A 19,354-nucleotide genomic window follows, 5' to 3' on the forward strand; every position below is an offset into this window, starting at 1 on the left:
GCCAGCTCTTCCCTTGTGGTCAGCTGGCCAGCGCGTGCATGCTGGCAGCCGGGACATCAATAGTGAAGCCGCAGGCACAGCGGTAGGTTTCCACGCTGGCGGGCGGGGAGCCGGCGCCAACGGGAATGACCGTTGCTCCATCAACGTGAACGGGCTGGTACAGGGACAGTGCGTCCGGATCCACACGCAGCATCGGGGCGCGGCAGTGCATTCTTGAATTCAGGGTGACCAACAATCCCATGTCAACGGGGAGGGTGGAGCTCAAGAGGGCTTCGGGTCCTGTCTCGGGCTTCGCAGGAGCCACTGGCTGATCTTCTGTAACGATGGTCATGATGTTCGTCCTTGGGCTTCTTCACGGTACTGCCGGCGTTGGCAGCCCCGCCGCGACTGCTTGCGGAGGTTCATTTACCCCATAACCTAAGCATGCTTACTAATAGTTGGGCAAATCAGCTTGTGATCCAGCGCACCCCGGGAACCCCGTCCACCCCGTCAGTGCCGCAACGCGGTCCTGGCTGCCCCGGCGCCGCGGGTTCCAGCCATCCGTGCCCGCCCCGACTTCAGCCGCGCCGGCGCTGCCACTGGAATGCGTGCCAGAACAGCAGGCAGATGGCAGCAGCAAGCCCCGCGACGATCGCATAAGGGGCAAAAGTGAACATCAGGAAAGATGCCGGCATTCCTGAAGTCGTCGGGCCCACCATCGTGTTGGCGTTGAGGAAGATCAAGGCTCCGCCCCCAATGAGCAGGATGGCGAGGAGCCACAGAATCACAATGAACGGGTTCACGGCGGGCACGGGACTGCTCTGCGACTCTTCCCCCGCTCCGGACCGGAATGCCTCCGTTGCTGGGTTTCCGTCCTGGTCCACTTCCCGGAATTCGATCGCACTTCCTGGCTGTTCCATGTTTCCCCCTGTGATTTCTGCAATGCCCGGCTGCCGGTACGCGCCAAACCCTAGTCCGGGACTTCGCGCATGTCTTGTCTGCAGCTGTGCTGGAGGGGCCATTCTGCAGGACGCCTAGCTCGCGCCGCCAGTCAATGACGGACTCAGCGGCGAAAAAACGGCGAATCGCGGACCTCGGGACAAATACATCACAGAAGTTTGCTTAAAAGGCTGCCCTAAGTAAGGCTTACCTTTGCAACTTGCCGGATACGCCGACCAAAGGAAGACCAGTGCCGCTTACGCCCCGCCTTGACGAGTTACGAGTGGATGACCCGCGCCATCAACAGCAGGCCCCAGGCCAGGACTTCGGGTCCCGCGTGGAGCTCGCCCTGGGGGCCACAAACCATCTCTTCAACGCCCGCAACTCCCCCCGCTATGTGGCGCAGGTGCTGCAGGGCGTCACGGCCGTAGCCACCAAACTGGAGCGGACCACCCGGCCGTTCACCGGCGTCGGGCCTTCCCAGATGAAAGCCCGCGTTGCCGCGGTGGACCTTGAAACGCCCCTGCAGGACACGGCAGCGGCACTGCAGGAGCTCGAAGACGTGTACCTGCGCGACGCCATCTACTTCCACGACGCGAAGTACGCGGCACACCTCAACTGCCCCGTGGTCATTCCGGCGCTGGTGGGAGAAGCCATCCTGTCTGCCGTAAATTCATCGCTGGACACCTGGGACCAGAGCGCCGGTGCCACCATGATCGAACGCCGCCTCATCGACTGGGCAGCAGAGCGGCTGCACCTCGGGGATAACGCGGACGGAATCTTTACCTCCGGCGGCAGCCAGTCCAACCTCCAGGCCCTGCTGATCGCCCGCAACCACGCCGTGGCCCGCCTCCGCCAGGACCCGTCCCGAAGCAACTTCCGCCTTCCGGCCCTCCTGGACACGCTGCGGATCTTCACGTCCGAGGACAGCCATTTCAGCATCCAGAAGTCAGCCTCCATGCTGGGCCTGGGCTTCGACGCCGTCATCACCGTTCCCTGCACACCCGACCACCGCATGGATCCTGCTGCCCTTGCCGGGGCCATGGTTGAAGCGCGCGACGCCGGCCTGTCACCCATGGCAGTTGTCGCCACCGCCGGGACCACCGACTTCGGCGCGGTTGACCCGCTCGCAGACCTCGCCGCCCTGGCCCGGGTCTATGGGGCCTGGTTCCACATCGATGCAGCATACGGAGGCGGCCTGATGGTGTCCGGCCGCTACCGCCACCTGCTGGACGGAACCGGCCTGGCGGACTCCGTCACCGTCGACTTCCACAAGACCTTCTTCCAGCCGGTCAGCTCGAGTGCCCTCCTGGTCCGGGAAGCATCCATGCTGCGCCACATCACCTACTACGCCGACTACCTGAACCCGGAAAGCGCGGCGCTCGCCGAGATCCCCAACCAGGTGGACAAGAGCATCCAGACCACCCGCCGGTTCGACGCACTGAAGCTGTGGCTCACCCTGCGGATCATGGGTGCGGACGCGATTGGCGCCCTGTTCGACGAAGCCATCGACCTTGCCGCCCGCGTGGGCTCCCTCCTTGCCATCGAGGACGACTTCGAACTCGCCGCGCCGCCGCAGCTCAGCACTTTGGTCTTCCGGTACCGGCCGAGGCTGGATGGCGGCGGACGGCTCTCCGAGGACGCGGCCGACGCGCTCAACCCCGCTATCCGTGCCGCCGTTTTCGCCTCAGGCGAAGCTGTGGTTGCCGGTACAAAAGTGGGCGGCCGGCACTACCTCAAGTTCACGCTCCTCAATGCCGAGGCCACGCTGGAGGACATCGCCGGCATCATCGACCTCCTGCGCCGCACCGGCGCGGGGCTGCTGCAGAGTGAGGTATCCGCATGAGCCGCATTCACGACTTTGCTGCCGTCGGCGTCGGGCCTTTCAACCTGGGGCTGGCTGCGCTCAGCGAGCCGGTGGAGGGCCTGGACGGGATCTTCCTGGAACGCCGGGAATCCTTTGACTGGCACCCCGGAATGATGCTTGAGCCGGCCCACCTTCAGGTTCCCTTTATGGCCGACCTCGTCACCCTGGCAGACCCCACCTCGCCCTACTCGTTCCTGAACTTCCTCAAGCAGACAGGCAGGCTGTACCGCTTCTACATCCGGGAGAACTTCTACCCCCTGCGCGCGGAGTACAACCAGTACTGCCAGTGGGTGGCAGGGCAGCTGCCATCCGTACGTTTTGGCACAGCTGTGCTGGACGTAACGCACGACGACGGCGTGTACCGGCTGTCCGTGTCCGGTCCCGAAGGGCCTGAGGTGCTGCTGGCGCGGCGGCTGGTGCTGGGCACCGGCACCTCCCCGTACGTGCCGGAAGCCGCGGCGGACATCGCTGCCGATGCAGCAGCAGGACACGGTGGCGTGGCCTTCCACAACGCGGACTACCTGGCACGGAAGGCGGAACTGCTGCAGCAGCGCAGCATCACCATCCTGGGCAGCGGCCAGAGCGCAGCCGAGATCTACTATGAACTGCTCCAGGAGTCGGAGGCGCACGGCTACCAGCTGAACTGGGTGACCCGCTCTGGCCGGTTCTTCCCGCTGGAATACACCAAACTGACGCTCGAGATGACTTCGCCCGAGTACGTCGACTACTTCCACAGCCTCCCTCAGCACCAGCGCGACCACCTCAACAAGACCCAGAAGAACCTCTACAAGGGCATTAACTCGGATCTCATCGATGCCATCTACGACCTGCTCTACACCAGGAGCATCTCCGGAATGGTGGACACGCAGCTGCTGACCCATTCGGCACTGACCGCTGCCCGATGGGATCCGGAAACCGGTACGCACACCCTGCACCTCCGGCACGGCGAGCAAGGGACGTCCTACACGCTGGACAGCGAAGCCGTGGTGCTCGCCACCGGCTACGGTTACCAGGAACCCGGCTTCCTGGCCGGCATCCAGGACCGCATAGCCCGGGACAGCGCAGGAAGGTTCGCCGTGGACCGCAACTACAGCACCGGCGTCGAACCGGGGGAGATTTTCGTCCAGAACGCCGAACTGCACACGCACGGATTCGTCACCCCGGACCTGGGACTGGGCGCGTACCGCAACTCCTGCATCCTCCGGGAAATCACGGGGCGCGAGGTGTACCCGCTGGAGCGCAGCATCGCCTTCCAGCAGTTCGGGTCACCCGCCGGCATGGGCGCCCAGCCTGACGTTGAAACCAGGACAGGGGTGCCGGCATGAGGTTTACCTTCCGCTGCCTCGACGCGAAGGCGGACGCACCGCTCCTCCACAGCTGGGTGACCCAGCCCTACGCCTCGTTCTGGGGGATGCTGTCCGCCGGCGTGGACGACGTGGTGGAGGAATACGCCAAAATCCAGGCCAGCGCCCACCACCACGCGCTGCTGGGGCTCGACGGCGGCATCCCCGCCTTCCTGATGGAGGAGTATCTTCCCGCGTATTCGCCCCTGGCGGCGGTCTATCCCGTCCTGCCCGGCGACCTGGGGATGCACCTGCTGGTGGCGCCGCCGATGTCAGGGCCCAGGCCTGGTTACACCGCCGCCGTGATGGACGCCGTCCTTGACCGGCTCTTTGCCAAGCCCGGAGTGGACCGCATCGTGGTGGAACCTGATGCGCGCAACACCAAGATCCACGCCCTGAACGAACGGCTGGGCTTCCATCCCGCCGGCGTCGTGACCCTTCCCGACAAGGACGCGCTGCTGAGCTTCTGCAGCCGCGACGAATACCTGGCCGCCCGCACGGCACTCGACACTCTTTCCAGACCCGTCCCACAGGGAGCCTCACTGTGACTATCCATCTCGACCCCGCCGCCCCCGCTGTCAGCGCCGGCCCACCCTTATCCGCGAATGATGCCGGCACCAACACTGCCGACGTACCGCACCTCACCGGAGAACGCTGGGACAAGGCCAACCGGCATGTACTGCGCAAGGCGCTCGCCGAGTTTTCGCACGAACGTATCCTCGCCCCGGAGCGGTGTCCCGACGCCGGCACCAACGGGGTCGCCGGCGCTGTTGGCGGGACCGGCAGGTACCGGGTGCGCAGCGACGACGGCAGGCAGGAGTACCGGTTCGCCGCCAGGGTCCTCGAACTGGACCACTGGTCCATCGACGCCGCTTCCATCCGCTGCTTCCAGGACGGCACCGAAACGCCGCTGGAAGTGCTGGACTTCATCACGGCTTTCCACCGCACCTTGGGCATCAACCTCCAGATGCTCCCGGTGTACCTTGAGGAGGTCAGCAGCACCCTGGCAAGCCACGCCTACAAGCAGTGGGCCGGCCAGCCGTCGGCTCACGAACTCGCGGCCGGAGTTACCGGCGGGGTGGACCGCGCCGCCGACTTCCAGGCCATTGAGCGGAGCATGACCGAGGGGCATCCGTGCTTTGTTGCCAACAACGGACGCCTGGGTTTCGGGATCACCGACTACCGCGCGTTCGCTCCCGAAACCGGCGCCCCGGTCCAGCTGGAATGGATCGCCGTCCACCGCAGCCACGCCGTTTTCACATCCGCTGCCGGGCTGGACTACCGGGCCCACCTGGAAGCCGAGCTCGGTCCGTTGTTGGGCAGTTTCGACGCCGAACTGCAGGTGCGGGGACTGGACCCGGACCAGTACTTCCTGATGCCCGTGCATCCGTGGCAGTGGGAGAACAAGCTCACCGTCACGTTCGCGGCGGAAATCGCCCGGCAGCGCATCGTCCACCTGGGCACCGGCACGGACGTCTACCAGGCGCAGCAATCCATCCGGACGTTCTTCAACACCAGCGCACCGGCGCGCCACTACGTCAAGACCGCAATGTCCGTACTGAATATGGGGTTCATGCGCGGCCTGTCGCCGCAGTATATGAAGGCCACCCCGGCCATCAACGACTGGCTGCGGAACCTGATCGAGTCAGACGGTGCACTTCAGGCCCGCGGTTTCACCATGATCGGTGAGACCGCAGCCATCGGTTACCACAACAGGAACTACGAGGCCGGGTCCGCGAACGGTTCGCCCTACCGGAAGATGCTGTCGGCGCTGTGGCGCGAGAGCCCGCTGCCGCTCCTGAAGGACGGGCAGCAGCTGGCCACCATGGCGTCCCTCCTGCACGTGGATGCCGAGGGCAGGCCGATGGTCTCCGCCCTTATCGGGCGTTCCGGACTGGCCGCGCAGGACTGGTTGCGGCGCTATTTCGAGGCCTACCTGGTTCCGCTGGTGCACTGCCTGTACCAGTACGAACTGGCGTTTATGCCGCACGGCGAGAACGTGATCCTTGTCCTCGAGGACGGGGTGCCGGTCCGCGCCATCATGAAGGACATCGCCGAGGAAGTTGTGGTGATGGGCGACAGGCTGGACCTGCCCGAAGAGGTGTCGCGGATCAAGGCGGCCATCCCGGACGGCGAGAAGGTGCTGGCCATCTTCACGGACATCTTCGACTGCATCTTCCGCTTCCTGGCTGCACTCCTTGCAGAGGACGGCAAGCTCAGCCAGGAGGAGTTCTGGCGGACGGCCGCCGCCGCCATCCAGGACTACCAGGCCCAGCACCCCGGGCTCGCGGACCAGTTCGCCCGGCATGACCTCTTCGCGCCGGACTTTGAACTGTCCTGCCTCAACAGGCTCCAGCTGCGCAACAACCAGCAGATGCTGGACCTGTCGGATCCCTCCGGAGGCCTGCAGATGGCCGGGCGCCTGGCGAACCCGCTGGCGAGGTTCGCCGGAAAATAACACCGGGAACAGCAAGGCCGCCCGACTGCAGCCGGGACACTGCAGCCCGGACAGTGCAGCCAAAAGCCATCAGCTGATCGTTAGGCTTGCAGCATGACTGCAGACTCCTCCGGAACGACGGCCCTGATCACCGGTGCCAGTGCAGGACTGGGTTCCGAGTTCGCGCGCCAGCTCGCAGCCCAGGGCTGCAACCTGGTGCTGGTGGCGCGGAACCGGGCCCGCCTCGAGGAAACCGCGGCGGGCCTGGAACGGCGTTACGGAATCACGGCTGAGGTCCTGCCCGCCGACCTGACGGATGACGCCGGCGTGGCAGCCGTCGTCGCACGCCTTTCCGATCCGCAGCGGCCGGTGGGCATCCTGGTCAACAACGCCGGGATCGGGTTGCTGCACAACTTCGAGGACAACCCCATCTCGGAGGAGAAAAAGCACCTGAAGCTGCACGGCGAGACGGCCATGGAGCTCACCCATGCTGCGCTGAAAGGGATGCTGGAACGCGGCGGTGGCCGGATCATCAACGTGGCCAGCATCGCCGCTTTCCTCCCGCGTGGAACCTACTCCGCGGCGAAGGCGTGGCTGGTCAGCTTCAGCCGGTGGGCGAACCTCGCCTACCGGCAGCGGGGCATTAAGGTCACCGCCGTATGCCCTGGCTTCACCCATACGGAGTTCCACGACCGGATGGGCATGGACAAATCGGTGGCGCCCTCGTGGGCCTGGCTGCACGCAGACCGGGTGGTCCGGGACGGCCTGGCGGACAACCAGCGGGGCAAAGCGGTTTCCATCCCGTCCAGGCGGTACAAGGTACTGGCGGCGGTTGCCCGGGTGGCGCCAGCCAAACTACTGGCGGGTCCTCCGCGGAAGCCGAAATAGGGGCGCGAGGCCAAGCAATGCCCGCGGGCTGCGGGTCCCGGACCGGCGGACGGCTACCACCACCGCGATGCCCACCAATGCACCGACCAGCGTCTCGACGCCGCGCTCCAGGATCAGCACCGCGGGGTCGATGGGCGCGGCGAGCTGGGTAATCAGCAGGATTACCGGCGTAAACGAAACCATGGCCAGGCCGTAGTGGCGGGCCATAAACAGCTCGGTAGTGAACTGGAAGAGGATCACCAGGAGGGCAAGCACCACGGCCTGCCGGCCCGGGAACAGCCCGGCCAGGGACCAGGGGCCGGGAAGGATAACGACGGCGGTGACCGCCAAACCGAGGAATGTCCCCACGATGCGGTGGATCCCGCGGCGGACGCTGCTGGGGAGGTCGGCCCCGGCAAGGGGTACCGCAGCGGCGGCCATAGCCCAGTGCGGGTGGCCGCTGCCGGACAGGACGCCGACGGTGCCGGCAGCTCCCACGGCCAGAACGTAGCGGGCTGCGTGCACCAACAACTCAGCACGGCCGGCGGGGTGCATGGCGGGAACGTTCCGGACAGCGCCGCGGTACCAGGACCTGCTGCGGATCCAGCCCCCGAACCCCACCAGAATGGAGAAGGCGGCGGACCCTGCGGCGATCAGCATGGCCACCTGCCAGGGAACCGCCGCAGGTACCGAGGCGCAGGCCCCCAGCGCGAGGATGCCAAAGAAGGGCCCGTTGGGTTTCAGCCGCACCCGGTCCGCAAAAACGGATCCCGCGCCGGCCAGCACCGCTTCGACAGCGACGAGCCACCAGGAGTGGAGGTGGTTGACGGACAGGAACAGGCCTGCCGCAACACCACCGAGCAGGACCACCGCGGCCTGGGACTGGTGCCGGAGGCGGAGCTGGTGCGGCTCGGAGCGCCCGTACATGCCCGTCAACGCACCGAAGACGGCGTACATGATGAGGTCTGTGCGGCCGGCGGCCAGGAGCAGCAGTGAAGGAACTGCAACACTGAGGGCTACCCGCAGGGCTGCGAGATGGTCACGGTTGGCGGGTTCCAGCCGGTGAAGGGCGCGCACCTGCTCCATCAGAAGCTTCATGCCGCACCTCTCCTGCTTTTTTCCGGATCCCTTCCGGATCCCTTCGGAACGTATCACCGGCTTCGCGGGTCAGGCCATTTCTCCGGGCGTCGGGGGACATAAAGCGACATCGGTGGGCGGGCGTTGCATGGCGAAGGCCCGTCCTGCTCAGCTTTCCGGGAAGCTGTGCATGACGGGCCCTGGAGCGCTGCTGCTAGCCCTGCCCGTGGGGGAGTGCCTGGGTGCCACCGCCTGCCGGTTGCCGCCCTGCTAAACCCGGGCCGGAACCTTATCGGCTGCACTCGAATCCGTGATGTCCTGGGTCTCGAACGGGAGTTCGTCCAGGTCGATCAGCGGGTTCTCGTCCTGCGTGGCCACCAGTTCGCGGGCCTCCGCCTGGGTATCCACGCTTGGCATGGAACCCGGCAGCGGGCGCTGGGCCGATTCCTTCAGGAAGTAGATGGCAACGGCACCCACCAGGGAAGTTCCCATCAGGTAGTAGGCCGGCATCATGTCGTTGCCCGTGGCGCTGATCAGGGCTGCCACGATGAAAGGCGTCGTTCCGCCGAAGATGGCCACCGAGAAGTTGTACGCGATGCCCATGGCGCCGTACCGGCTGGAGGTGGGGAACTGGGCCGGCAGCGCGGAGGCAAGGTTGGCCACGTAGAACGTCACCGGGAAGGCGATCAGGGAAAGCCCGGCCAGCGTGGACCAGATTTCGCCGATGCCGATGAGCAGGAAGGCCGGGGAGGCCAGGACCACTGTGCTCAGCGCACCGATCCACAGCACGGGGCGGCGGCCGATCCGGTCGGACAGCTTGCCCGTGAGGGGGATGCAGAGGCTCATGACGACCAGCACTGGGATGGTCAGCAGGGTACCGTGCACCTCGTCGTAGCCCTTGGACTCCGTGAGGTAGGTGGGCATGTAGGAGGTCAGGGCGTAACCCGCGGTGTTGGCGGCCGCAACCAGGATCATCGCCACGATGATGGAGCGCCAATAGGCCTTGACGATTCCCACCGGGCCCTTGGCCGTTGCTTCATCCGAGGCAGCGGCATGCTTGGCGAGGTCTTCCTGGGCGTCCAGGGTCGCCTGGAACTGGGGGGATTCCTCGATCTTGCTGCGGAAGTAGACGGCAATCAGGCCCAGCGGACCGGCCACCAGGAACGGGATGCGCCAGCCCCACTCCTCCATGGCCGCCTGGCCAAGGGTCAGCTGCAGGGCGGACACCAGGGCCGCGCCGAGGGCGAAACCAAGGTAGCTGCCCATATCCAGGAAGCTTGCGAAGAAGCCGCGGCGCTTGTCCGGGGCGTACTCGCTGACGAAGGTGGTGGCACCGGCATATTCGCCGCCGGTGGAGAAGCCCTGCACGATCTTCAACAGCACCAGCAGGCCTGCCGCCCACAGTCCGATCTGGGCGTAGCCGGGAAGGAGTCCGATGGCGAACGTGCTTGCCGCCATGATCATCAGCGTGGCGGCGAGGATCTTCTGCCGGCCCATCTTGTCGCCCATCCAGCCGAAGATGACGCCGCCCAGGGGGCGGGCGATGAACGTGGCGGCAAAGGTACCCAGCAGGAAGAGGGTCTGGGTGGTGGGGTCGGACTCCGGCAGGAAGACCGGACCCATGGTGGTGATGAGGTAGCCGAACACGCCGACGTCGTACCACTCCATGGTGTTGCCTACGATGGTTCCGCCCAGGGCTTTCTTCAGCATGGGCTGGTTAACAACGTTGACGTCCGACTCCTTGAGCCGGCGGCGCTTCAAAATGTTTGGCTTGCGTGGTCCCTTGGCAGCCGCGGGTGGGGTGCCTGGGGGTGTAGCTTGGTTGGTTCCGGCGGCGTTGTATACGCCTGCGGAAGAGTCGGTGATGCTTCGGTCTGTGGGCATTTGGGCGACTCCCGTGGAGGTCATTTGCTTGCGACTTGTAGCTGCCCCGCTCCGGGCAGGCCTTCAATTTTACGCGAATGCCGTAGCGTCTGCGCGGTCTATGCCGTAGGATCACCCCTTTTTGAGGCTTTTCGTGCCGTTTCCTTGAGATTTCTTTCCCGGCTTTTCCCGCGCCGTTATGGGGATCTGCGGGGTCGGGCGCCCTTGTCACCGAATTTTTTTCGCAGTCGGCTCCCCTTGCCGTCGTTTTGAACGCTTCACACGCGAAAAAGTGATGCCCGCCACGGCTTCCTGAGCTCTCCTCCACGACCCGGCAGAGCCGCCGTCGTCCTTTTTGCCCACCTCTTTTATGGGGGTTCACAGGTGCCCGGCGCTTCCCTAAGGTTGTGCCATGGGAACACTTTCTTTTAGGTAGGCGGACGCCTGCGGCCGGGCATGGCCGGCCGCTCTGACAGTCACAAAAAGGCCCTGGCTGGCCTCGATTGGTAGCACTTCATTTCATTGCGTTGCGGGAAAGGAAGAACAAATGGCTGACGAAAACAACAAGCACATCGCTCCGGAGCTGGCGAGCCACCTGGCGGAGGCAATGGACGCCCCGGACATGCCTGGCGCGGCGGCCCCGCTATCTCCCATGGGAGCGGGCGGGCAGCAAAGGTGGCCCGATGGTAACGGGAAGCGGCGGCATCCGAAGGAACGCGGTTCCGGCTTTGGCCGGATGGGGCAGGGGGCTGCCGTCACGGCGGTCCACCGCACCAGCCGGCCACAGATGCCGCACTCGTCCTGAGGACATTGAGGCAAACGGAGGACACCGACGTCGTAGGACCGTGAAGGAATGGGGACACCGGAATCCGGTGTCCCCATTAGCCTGTCAGCCTTACCAGGCAAAGCCCTGGACTGGGGTTGTCCCTGCCTGCTGCATTCCCCAGGGGTCAGAGGGCAGCCGCCTTGGCGAGCAGAACAGCCTTTTGTTGTTCGTTGGCCGTGAGTTGGGCTGCCTGAAGCAGCTCTGATTTGGCCTCGTCGGTTCTCCCGAGCTTGGTGAGCAACTCTCCCCGGATGCTGGGCAGCAGGTGTGAGCGGCGGAGGGCGCCCTCGGCAACGAGGCGGTCCACGATCCTCAGGGCCGCGGCAGGTCCGGTGGCCATGGAAACTGCTACCGCGTGGTTGAGTTCGACGACGGGGCTGGGCGCCAGGCGTCCCAGGGCTTCATAGAGCAGCACAATCCTGTTCCAGTCCGTTTCTTCGAAACTGCTGGCAGTGGCGTGGCATTGGGCGATGGCAGCCTGCAGGCAGTAGCTCCCCCTTCCGCGGCCGAGCGCATCGGCACGGGCCAGGGAGGTAAGGCCACGGCCGATCTGCGTCCGGTCCCAGCGCGACCTGTCCTGGTCAGCGAGCAGGATTGGGCTGCCGTCGCGGTTGACGCGGGCGGCGAACCGGGACGCCTGGAACTCCATCAGCGCTACGAGTCCGTGAACTTCAGGCTCCCGCGGCAGCAGGCCGGCGAGCACGCGGCCAAGGCGCAGGGCCTCATTGGCGACCTCGGTCCGGATCCACCTGTCACCGGTTGTGGCGGCATAACCTTCGGTGAAGATGAGGTACAGCACCGCCAGTACCGCGCCCAGGCGCGCGTTCCACTCGTTGGGGTCGGGGGTGTCAAAGGGCACGTGGGCGGCCGACAGGGTTTTCTTTGCCCGTACGATGCGCTGCTGGACGGTGGCGACGGGAACGAGCAGCATCCGTGCGATCTCCTCGGTGGTCAGGCCACCGACGGTTCGCAGCGTCAAGGCGACCTGCCCCTCGCGGGAGAGCACAGGGTGGCAGGCGATGAAGACGAGCCGAAGCACGTCATCGGGGATTGGCTGCCACTGGTCTTCAGTCATCTCCCTGAGGTCATGGGCAATCGCGCGGTAGCGTTCGTCCAGCCGCTCCCGGCGGCGCCAGGCATCTATGGCCTTGCGCTTCGCCACGGCCGTGAGCCAAGCGCCCGGGTTTTCCGGGACGCCCGACCCCGGCCACTGCGTCAGGGCGTCGAGCAGCGCTTCCTGAGCAAGGTCTTCAGCCAGGCCGACGTCGCCAGTCACCTTGGAAAGCGTGGCGACGATCCGCGCGCTTTCGATCCGCCACACGGCGTCCAGGGTGCGCTGGATCGCCGGCGTTGGCAGGTCCTTGTCTGCCATGTGGCTAGGGCTGGTTCAGTTCCTCGCGCCAGCCGGCTTCCTTTTGCAGGAACTCGTTGTCCGAGAAGTCCTCGAAGTCGCTCATATCGGTCACGCGGCGGACTTCGAGTTTGTTGCCCGGGCCCAAGGGGCAGCGGCTGGCCCACTGGGCCGCCTCTTCCTTGCTGGCGGTCTGGATGATCCAGAATCCGTTGAACAGTTCATGGGTTTCCCCGTACGGCCCGTCGGTAACGATGGGGTTCTCGCCTGAAAAGTCGACAACGAACGCTTCGCTCATATCATCGGCGAGCCCCTCACCGGCCAGCAGAACCCCGGCCTTCATGAGGGACTCGTTGTAGGCGCCCATCGCGTTAATGATCTGTTCGATGTCCGCCGTTTCGTAAGCCTTCTTGGCCTCGTCCGTAGCGCGCATTATCAGCATGAACTTCACGGTTCTTCTCCTTCTGATTGAGGACGCCTGATGCGTCCTTCTACTATCGCGTCGAACGGGCGGGCACCGGATCGACAGGAACCAGGAAAATTCTTATTCAGAATGCCGCATGCGCCAAAGTATTTCTGGCCGGGAGCCTTTTAAGGCGCCTGCGGTGCTGAATATCGGGGCGAACCGCTCGACTGGCGGGGCATGAGCGTGGGCAGGGATTTCCGGATCCTGGGTTCCTTGCCGGGGTTCACGATGAGGTCGATCGCATTGGCTGCGATCTGGTCCAGGGGCACCCGCACCGAAGTGAGCGGGGTTGGAAGGCGGGAGGCGAGGGGTATGTCGTTGTAGCCGACCAGGGCCAGGTCTTCTCCCACGGTGATACCGAGGCGGTGGGCGGCGGCGATAACCCCCATGGCCAGGTTGTCGTTGGCGGCAAACACCGCGCTGGGACGTTTTCCAGAGTCGCCGGACAGCAAAGATTCCGCGGCGGAGAACCCGCTTTCGATGCCATAGCCGGCGGCAATCAGCCAGTCTTCCCGGGCCTGGATGCCTGCACCCTCCAGGGCTTTGCGGGCACCGGCGAGGCGGGCTATCCCGGTGGAGGTAAAGGACGGTCCGGTCACTACCCCGATGTCACGGTGCCCAAGATCAATCAGATGCCGGACCGCCAGGTATCCGCCCACCTCATCGTCGCCAAGAGCCGAGGGGCTGACACCGTCGGTGCGAAGGACCAGCGCGTGCGCCACACCCCGTTCACGCAAGTGCTTGGGCAAATCGTCGTCGATTCGGGCCGTGGCCAGGATCAGCCCGTCCACATTGCGGTCCAGGAGGGTTTCCGCTGCCCGGCGTTCGTCGTCGGGATCATCGCCGCTGGTTGCAACCATGGCAAAGTATCCGCGGTCCGACGCCGCCCGCTCGAGTTCCTCGAACATCAGGGCCATTACCGTGTCGCTGAGCCGCGGCACGAGCACGCCAAGGGTCCGGGTCTCACCCCGGCGGAGGTTGGATGCGAAGGAGTTGCGGCGATAGCCAAGCTCCTCGGCTATTTTCCTGACATGCGCGGCTGCTGCCGAACGCGACGTCGTACGTTCATCCAGGGCGCGGCTGGCGGTGGAGATGCTCACGCCGCTGGCCGCAGCAACGTCCTTGAGTGTGACGATCATGCCGGGAGCCGCCGGTTCCATGCTGGTTCTCCTCTTCGAAAGGGGCGTAACAGACACTCTATTCCCCCTTTTTGCAAACGTTCTCTTGACAGTGAGCTGGGACACGTTGCAATATTGAAAACGTTCCCGCAAACGTTTTCAACCGGCGGGACTGCCGACCATCAATGAAGACAAGAAGGTAGCTGTAATGACACTCGATCTCCGCGGACTCAGCCCCGCACCTGTCACCCCGTTCACCGAAGATGGCGCTGTCGACTTCGCTGCAATCCAGCGTCTGGGCTCGTGGCTCGGATCGATCGAGGGCGTGAAAAGCCTCGTCGTCCTGGGGCACGCCGGCGAAGGCACGTTCCTCACCGAAGAGGAGCAGCTGGACGTTATCCGCGCGTTCGTGGCGTCGACCGACGGCCGTGTACCGGTCGTGGCGGGCATCACGAAGGAAGGCAACAAGACCGCGGCCCTTGAGGCCAAGAAGGCCGTCGAGGCCGGCGCGTCAGCTGGTCTCGTCTACCCCTCGCACGGGTGGCTGCGCTTCGGATACCAGAATGGCGCGCCCCAGTCGCGCTACCAGGAGATCTATGAAGAGTCCGGCCTGCCGCTGATCCTGTTCCAGTACCCCGACAACACCAAGGCGACCTACGACCTCGACACCCAGCTGGAGATCGCCGGCCAGGAAGGCGTCTTTGCTACGAAGAACGGTGTCCGGAACATGCGCCGGTGGTACACAGAGATCCCCGCGCTGCGCGCCGCGTACCCCGAGCTGCAGGTGCTGTCCTGCCATGACGAGTACCTGCTGCCGACGATGTTCGATGTCGACGGTCTGCTCGTCGGCTACGGCAACATCGCCCCCGAACTGCTCGTCGAACTGATCGAGGCCGGGAAGGCGCAGGACTACAAGCGCGCCCACGCCATCCATGAGCGGCTGCTGCCGGTGACCAAGAACGTTTACCACCGCGGGTCCCACATGGAGGGCACCGTCGCCTTGAAGTGGGGCCTCGTGAACCGCGGCATTCTGGACCACGCCACAGTGCGCACCCCGCTCCTGCCCCTGCCCGAGGGCGCCGATACCGAAATTGCGGAAGCCTTCGCTGCCGCAAACATCGGCAAGGTCACCGTCAGCGCCTGATCCACCCTTCACGGGTCCTCACGGGGGGCGGGCTCTTAGCCCGCCGCCCGTGCCCCAGCTTTTACTCTCCACCCCGGGCCAACGACGCCCCCAGCAATGTCGCTGTATAAGGAGGACTCGCCGATGCGCGAGCAGAATAAGACCATCACCCACCCCGGAACCACGGAAGATCAGATGGCAACCCAGCAAGGAAACCCGACCCAAGGCACCACAAAAAAGCACCGAACATTCCTTGGCTACCTTGCCCTCATGGGCCCGGCATTCGTCGTCGGAGCCTGGCAGTTCGGCCCCGGCAACCTGACCACCGCCGTCCAGGCCGGTAGCCGCTTCGACTACAGCCTCGTTTGGGTCATCGCCGTCTCCACCATCCTGATGATCTTCTTCACCGACATGAGCGTCCGGCTCGGCATCGCCACACCCGTGTCCCTGATTACCTCCATCAAAGAACACCTGGGCAGATGGGTGGGCGTCCTGGCCGGCTTCGGCGTCTTCGGCATAACGCTGATGTTCTCCGTCGGCAACGCCGTCGGATCCGGGCTGGGACTTTCCCTCATTTTCGGCGGATCCCCGGTCCTGTGGACCGTGGTCTGCACCGCCGCCGTCGCTTTCGTCCTGGCCTTCAAGAACGTCTACGGAATCGTCGAAAAGGCCCTCCTGGCCATCGTCGTCCTCATGGGCATAGCCTTCATCGCCAGCACCGTGGTCGCCCAGCCCGACTGGTACCGCTCCCTTGAGGGCATGGTCCCCACCCTTCCCGCCGGAAGCGAGATCCTCATCGTCGCGCTCGTGGGCACCAACTTCTCCATTAACGCCGCCTTCTACACCTCCTACGGCATCAAGGAACACCGCCGCACCCGAGCCGACTACCGCGACATCACCCTCGTCGACACCATCCCCGGCATCGTCGCCCCCGGCATCATGACCGCGCTCGTCATCATGGTCGCCGCAGCCGTCCTCGGCAAAACCGGAGCTGAGGCCGGAACCATCAACGCCCTCGCCTCCATCTTCACGCCCCTGGCAGGCCCCGTCGGCGCGATGCTCTTCGCACTCGGCCTCTCCGGAGCAGCCTTTTCATCCATGATCGCCAACGCCACCGCCGGAGGCACCATGCTCTCCGACGCCATGGGCCGGGGCGCCGAAGCCGGATCGCCTGCCGCCCGCATCGTCACCGGCATGATCCTTGCCTTCGGACTGATCATCACCCTGTCATTCCAAGCCTCGCCCGTGGCACTGATCGTCATCGCCCAATCCCTCACCGTGCTCATCGCACCCATGCTCGGCGTCCTGATCGTCATCATGGCCAACAGGCGCTCCGTCATGGGCGACCTCCGCAACAGGTGGTGGCACAACCTCTTCGGAGCCATTGGCCTCATCGCCATCATCGCCTCCTCCATCAGGCTCATCACCACCCTGATTGGCTAGAAAGCACCCGACCAGCGACAACCATAAGGAGCGCCCCCTGCGCAAGCAGGGGGCGCTCCTGCCAGTGTCAGGCTTCGTCCACCACGTCCGCCGGGTCCTTGTCCAGCCGCCAACCCCGCCACACCGGATGCCGAAGCCGGCCCGTCCCGGTCCATTCGCTGTACGTCACTTCACCCACCAGCTGAGGGGTTACCCAGTGCGCATCCGCCGAGTCCTCGCGCGGAACGTCCTGGAAGGGAGATGTCTTTCGGGCAAGCCGTTCCACGGTCTGCCGGAGTTCCGTCAGTTCGCGGAAACTGAAACCGCTGCCCACCCTGCCCACGTAGCGCAGGTTCCGTCCCTCCGGGATGCCCACCAGCAGCGAACCCACCGAGTCCCGGCGGGCACCCTTGCCCGGCCGCCAGCCGCCCACCACCACCTCCTGGGTCTGGTCGAGCTTGAGCTTGATCCAGGTCCGCGTCCGTTGCCCGCTGACGTAGCGGCTGTCCGTGCGCTTCGCCATCACGCCTTCGAGGCCCAGTTCCTGGGCGCTTTCCAGGATGTGCTCCACCCGGTCTTCCAGCACAGTTGAAAGATCCACCGGGCAGTCAGACGGGCTGAAGAACTCCTCCAGCCGGTGGCGCCGCTTGGCGAGGGGCAGCCTGCGAAGGTCCGTGCCGGCGTCGTACAGCAGGTCAAAAAGCATCAGCCGGACCGGGATGGCCCTGCGCGCTTTGGCGACGTCGCCGGGCCGGGTGAGCTTCATGCGCCCCTGAAGCAGTCCGAAGTCCGGCCTGCCTGAGGGCCCGACGGCGATGATCTCGCCGTCCGCGACGAACGGCTGGGGCGGCCAGCAGTTCCGGTCCGTGAACTCGGGGTAGGTCTTGCTGACGTCGTTTCCGTTGCGGCTGAAGATCCTTACTTCAACCTCGTCCGCTACGAGGATGGCTCGGACGCCGTCCCACTTGAGCTCGAACTGCCAGTTGCTCCCCTGCAGATGAGCTGTTGTCCCCGCGGTGGCCATCATGGGGCTGTAATCCTCAGGTGATGCGGAAGCGGCGGCTGAAGGGGGCGCCGGAGAGGTTTCTTCAGCTTCTTGGTGGTCCGGCTCTCGGGCTTCCTCCGGCTCCTCTTCCTGCTCCGGCCTTGCAGAGTCCGGCGCCTCCTCATGCACCTCGGCAGCCTCGTCCTCGGCTTCTTCGGGCTCCTCCTCCCGCGCCGGCGCAGGCCGGTGCCGGCTGCTGGCATGCTCCTTGTCCATGAGGTGGATCAGCCACTGGCCCTCGGAGTCCTTGCCCTGCCCCCGGCCCGTATGGATCAGGGCGAACTTTCGGGTGCCGCCCAGCCCGCCGCCTTCGGAACCGGTCAGGGTAACGATGACTTCCCTGCCGTTGATCCACTTATGCAGTTCATACGTGCCGGTATCCCAGATGGTCATCTCGCCGGCGCCATACTCCCCTTTGGGAATGGTGCCCTGGAAAGTGAGGTAGTCCAGTGGGTGGTCCTCTGTCTGGACGGCCAGGTGGTTCTTGCCGCCGGATTCCGGCACCCCCTTGGGCAAGGCCCAGGACACCAGGACGCCATCGTGCTCGAGGCGGAGGTCGAAGTGCAGCCGGCTGGCGTGGTGCTCCTGGATAACGAAGGCGTCGCCGCTGCCGGCGGCGCCAGAGAAGGGCTCGGGTGTTTTCTGCGGGTCCCGCATGGACCGGTACTTGCTCAGGCGGGGGTTGCCGTCGTGATGTTCGATGCGTACCTCGGGGTCCCGGCCGGCGGTGTTCACGACGGCGGCAAAGGGGTCCGTGCCTTCCTGCACCCGTTGCAGCACGGCCAGGTAGTCCAGGTGCGTCAGGCCTGGCGAGCCGATCTCCTGCCAGGTCCGGGGCGCGGCGACCATCGGGGCGGGACGGCCCCGGAGCGAGTAGGGCACGATGGTGGTTTTGGCCGCGTTGTTCTGGCTCCAGTCCACCAGCACCTTGCCCTTGCGCAGGGTCTTTTTCATGTCGCTGACCGCAAGATCCGGATGGTCCGCTTCCAAGGCGCGTGCCAGCTCACGGGCAAAGGCCGAGATCTGATCCGAGGTCTGGCTCCGGTCCAGGGGTGCGTAGAGATGGATGCCCTTGCTGCCGCTGGTTACGGGGACGGGATCCAGGCCGACGTCCTCGAGGATTGAGCGGGCCAGGAGGGCCACTTCCACGCACTCTTCCAGGCCGGCGCCTTCACCGGGATCCAGGTCCAGGACAAGCCGGTCCGGATTGAGCTGGTTGCCGTGGGAGTCCACCTGCCACTGGGGAACATGGATTTCCAGCGAGTTGATCTGGCCAAACCAGGTGAGCGTAGCGGGGTCGTTGACCATCGGATAGTGGATGGTCCGGTCTTTGTGGGTAATGGCCGCGCGCGGGAGCCAGCCGGGAGCGGAGTCCTCAAGGTTCTTTTGGAAGAACACCTCGCCGGGCTTCCCCGCAGTACCCACGCCATTAACCCACCGCTTCCTGGTGGCCGGCCTGTTGGCGGCCGCCGGGATCAGGACGTGTGCCACCGCTGCGTAGTAGGCGAGCACGTCCGCCTTGGTGGTGCCGGTCTCCGGGTAGATGACTTTACCCAGGTTGGTGAGCGTCAATTCCCTGCCGGCAACCCGGACACGCTCCTTAGCTGCGGCCATGGGGCTTCACCTCCGGG

The 19,354-nt window shown here is 65.2% G+C and carries 16 protein-coding genes; 8 read left to right on the forward strand and 8 right to left on the reverse strand.

Going from position 1 to position 19,354, the window contains the following annotated elements:
* Window positions 1-19: 19 nt before the first annotated feature.
* Both AC5RUQ_RS04025 and AC5RUQ_RS04030 read right to left on the reverse strand, forming a co-directional pair.
* Window positions 20-331, reverse strand: coding sequence for a hypothetical protein (locus AC5RUQ_RS04025; protein ID WP_493946107.1), 312 nt, complete (start codon window positions 329-331; stop codon window positions 20-22).
* A gap of 226 nt (window positions 332-557) precedes the next feature.
* On the reverse strand, window positions 558-899 hold the full coding sequence (locus AC5RUQ_RS04030; protein ID WP_493946108.1) for a hypothetical protein: 342 nt from the start codon (window positions 897-899) through the stop codon (window positions 558-560).
* 269 nt (window positions 900-1,168) lie between these two features.
* On the opposite strand from AC5RUQ_RS04030, the gene AC5RUQ_RS04035 reads away from it, so the two are divergent.
* From AC5RUQ_RS04035 to AC5RUQ_RS04055, 5 genes are all read left to right on the forward strand, one after another.
* Window positions 1,169-2,764, forward strand: coding sequence for a pyridoxal phosphate-dependent decarboxylase family protein (locus tag AC5RUQ_RS04035; RefSeq protein ID WP_493946109.1), 1,596 nt, complete (start codon window positions 1,169-1,171; stop codon window positions 2,762-2,764).
* Window positions 2,761-4,110, forward strand: a complete 1,350-nt coding sequence (locus AC5RUQ_RS04040) for a lysine N(6)-hydroxylase/L-ornithine N(5)-oxygenase family protein (protein WP_493946110.1) — start codon at window positions 2,761-2,763, stop codon at window positions 4,108-4,110. Before AC5RUQ_RS04035 ends, AC5RUQ_RS04040 begins: the two co-directional genes overlap by 4 nt.
* Window positions 4,107-4,676, forward strand: coding sequence for a GNAT family N-acetyltransferase (locus AC5RUQ_RS04045; RefSeq protein WP_493946111.1), 570 nt, complete (start codon window positions 4,107-4,109; stop codon window positions 4,674-4,676). Before AC5RUQ_RS04040 ends, AC5RUQ_RS04045 begins: the two co-directional genes overlap by 4 nt.
* Window positions 4,673-6,586 (forward strand): IucA/IucC family protein, encoded by a 1,914-nt coding sequence (locus tag AC5RUQ_RS04050; RefSeq protein ID WP_493946112.1) that lies wholly within the window; start codon window positions 4,673-4,675, stop codon window positions 6,584-6,586. Before AC5RUQ_RS04045 ends, AC5RUQ_RS04050 begins: the two co-directional genes overlap by 4 nt.
* A gap of 93 nt (window positions 6,587-6,679) precedes the next feature.
* Window positions 6,680-7,453, forward strand: a complete 774-nt coding sequence (locus tag AC5RUQ_RS04055) for an SDR family NAD(P)-dependent oxidoreductase (RefSeq protein ID WP_493946113.1) — start codon at window positions 6,680-6,682, stop codon at window positions 7,451-7,453.
* Here the strand turns inward: AC5RUQ_RS04055 and AC5RUQ_RS04060 are convergent.
* The gene (locus AC5RUQ_RS04060) at window positions 7,421-8,530 is read right to left on the reverse strand and encodes an FUSC family protein (RefSeq protein ID WP_493946114.1); all 1,110 of its coding nucleotides are present in this window, start codon (window positions 8,528-8,530) and stop codon (window positions 7,421-7,423) included. The two genes, AC5RUQ_RS04055 and AC5RUQ_RS04060, sit on opposite strands and share 33 nt — an antisense overlap.
* A 249-nt stretch (window positions 8,531-8,779) precedes the next feature.
* Window positions 8,780-10,393, reverse strand: a complete 1,614-nt coding sequence (locus tag AC5RUQ_RS04065; protein WP_493946115.1) for an MFS transporter — start codon at window positions 10,391-10,393, stop codon at window positions 8,780-8,782.
* A gap of 526 nt (window positions 10,394-10,919) precedes the next feature.
* Between AC5RUQ_RS04065 and AC5RUQ_RS04070 the strand changes: the two genes are divergently transcribed.
* Complete coding sequence (locus tag AC5RUQ_RS04070; RefSeq protein ID WP_493946116.1) at window positions 10,920-11,177, forward strand: hypothetical protein; 258 nt, start codon at window positions 10,920-10,922, stop codon at window positions 11,175-11,177.
* Between the two features lie 145 nt (window positions 11,178-11,322).
* Here AC5RUQ_RS04070 and AC5RUQ_RS04075 read toward each other — a convergent pair whose 3' ends face one another.
* From AC5RUQ_RS04075 to AC5RUQ_RS04085, 3 genes are all read right to left on the reverse strand, one after another.
* Entirely contained in the window at window positions 11,323-12,570 is a 1,248-nt protein-coding gene (locus AC5RUQ_RS04075; RefSeq protein ID WP_493946117.1) for an RNA polymerase sigma factor, read from the reverse strand.
* 4 nt (window positions 12,571-12,574) lie between these two features.
* Window positions 12,575-13,000, reverse strand: coding sequence for a YciI family protein (locus tag AC5RUQ_RS04080; protein ID WP_493946118.1), 426 nt, complete (start codon window positions 12,998-13,000; stop codon window positions 12,575-12,577).
* 140 nt (window positions 13,001-13,140) lie between these two features.
* A complete protein-coding gene (locus AC5RUQ_RS04085; protein ID WP_493946119.1) occupies window positions 13,141-14,175 on the reverse strand; it encodes a LacI family DNA-binding transcriptional regulator in 1,035 nt (344 codons plus the stop codon).
* Between the two features lie 166 nt (window positions 14,176-14,341).
* On the opposite strand from AC5RUQ_RS04085, the gene AC5RUQ_RS04090 reads away from it, so the two are divergent.
* Together AC5RUQ_RS04090 and AC5RUQ_RS04095 are read left to right on the forward strand one after the other, a co-directional pair.
* Window positions 14,342-15,277, forward strand: a complete 936-nt coding sequence (locus AC5RUQ_RS04090) for a dihydrodipicolinate synthase family protein (RefSeq protein WP_493946120.1) — start codon at window positions 14,342-14,344, stop codon at window positions 15,275-15,277.
* A 123-nt stretch (window positions 15,278-15,400) separates the two neighbouring features.
* Window positions 15,401-16,699 (forward strand): Nramp family divalent metal transporter, encoded by a 1,299-nt coding sequence (locus AC5RUQ_RS04095; RefSeq protein ID WP_493946121.1) that lies wholly within the window; start codon window positions 15,401-15,403, stop codon window positions 16,697-16,699.
* Between the two features lie 67 nt (window positions 16,700-16,766).
* Here the strand turns inward: AC5RUQ_RS04095 and AC5RUQ_RS04100 are convergent, their stop codons facing one another.
* The gene (locus AC5RUQ_RS04100) at window positions 16,767-19,337 is read right to left on the reverse strand and encodes an ATP-dependent DNA ligase (RefSeq protein ID WP_493946122.1); all 2,571 of its coding nucleotides are present in this window, start codon (window positions 19,335-19,337) and stop codon (window positions 16,767-16,769) included.
* Between the last annotated feature and the right edge of the window lie 17 nt (window positions 19,338-19,354).

Source organism: Arthrobacter sp. MDT2-3, assembly GCF_059090465.1.

Bases quoted from the DNA above. Each gene is read 5' to 3' on its own strand.
- AC5RUQ_RS04025 (WP_493946107.1), bottom strand. From the start codon at position 331: ATGACCATCGTTACAGAAGATCAGCCAGTGGCTCCTGCGAAGCCCGAG.
- AC5RUQ_RS04030 (WP_493946108.1), bottom strand. From the start codon at position 899: ATGGAACAGCCAGGAAGTGCGATCGAATTCCGGGAAGTGGACCAGGAC.
- AC5RUQ_RS04040 (WP_493946110.1), top strand. From the start codon at position 2,761: ATGAGCCGCATTCACGACTTTGCTGCCGTCGGCGTCGGGCCTTTCAAC.
- AC5RUQ_RS04045 (WP_493946111.1), top strand. From the start codon at position 4,107: ATGAGGTTTACCTTCCGCTGCCTCGACGCGAAGGCGGACGCACCGCTC.
- AC5RUQ_RS04055 (WP_493946113.1), top strand. From the start codon at position 6,680: ATGACTGCAGACTCCTCCGGAACGACGGCCCTGATCACCGGTGCCAGT.
- AC5RUQ_RS04060 (WP_493946114.1), bottom strand. From the start codon at position 8,530: ATGAAGCTTCTGATGGAGCAGGTGCGCGCCCTTCACCGGCTGGAACCC.
- AC5RUQ_RS04065 (WP_493946115.1), bottom strand. From the start codon at position 10,393: ATGCCCACAGACCGAAGCATCACCGACTCTTCCGCAGGCGTATACAAC.
- AC5RUQ_RS04070 (WP_493946116.1), top strand. From the start codon at position 10,920: ATGGCTGACGAAAACAACAAGCACATCGCTCCGGAGCTGGCGAGCCAC.
- AC5RUQ_RS04075 (WP_493946117.1), bottom strand. From the start codon at position 12,570: ATGGCAGACAAGGACCTGCCAACGCCGGCGATCCAGCGCACCCTGGAC.
- AC5RUQ_RS04085 (WP_493946119.1), bottom strand. From the start codon at position 14,175: ATGGAACCGGCGGCTCCCGGCATGATCGTCACACTCAAGGACGTTGCT.
- AC5RUQ_RS04090 (WP_493946120.1), top strand. From the start codon at position 14,342: ATGACACTCGATCTCCGCGGACTCAGCCCCGCACCTGTCACCCCGTTC.
- AC5RUQ_RS04095 (WP_493946121.1), top strand. From the start codon at position 15,401: ATGCGCGAGCAGAATAAGACCATCACCCACCCCGGAACCACGGAAGAT.
- AC5RUQ_RS04100 (WP_493946122.1), bottom strand. From the start codon at position 19,337: ATGGCCGCAGCTAAGGAGCGTGTCCGGGTTGCCGGCAGGGAATTGACG.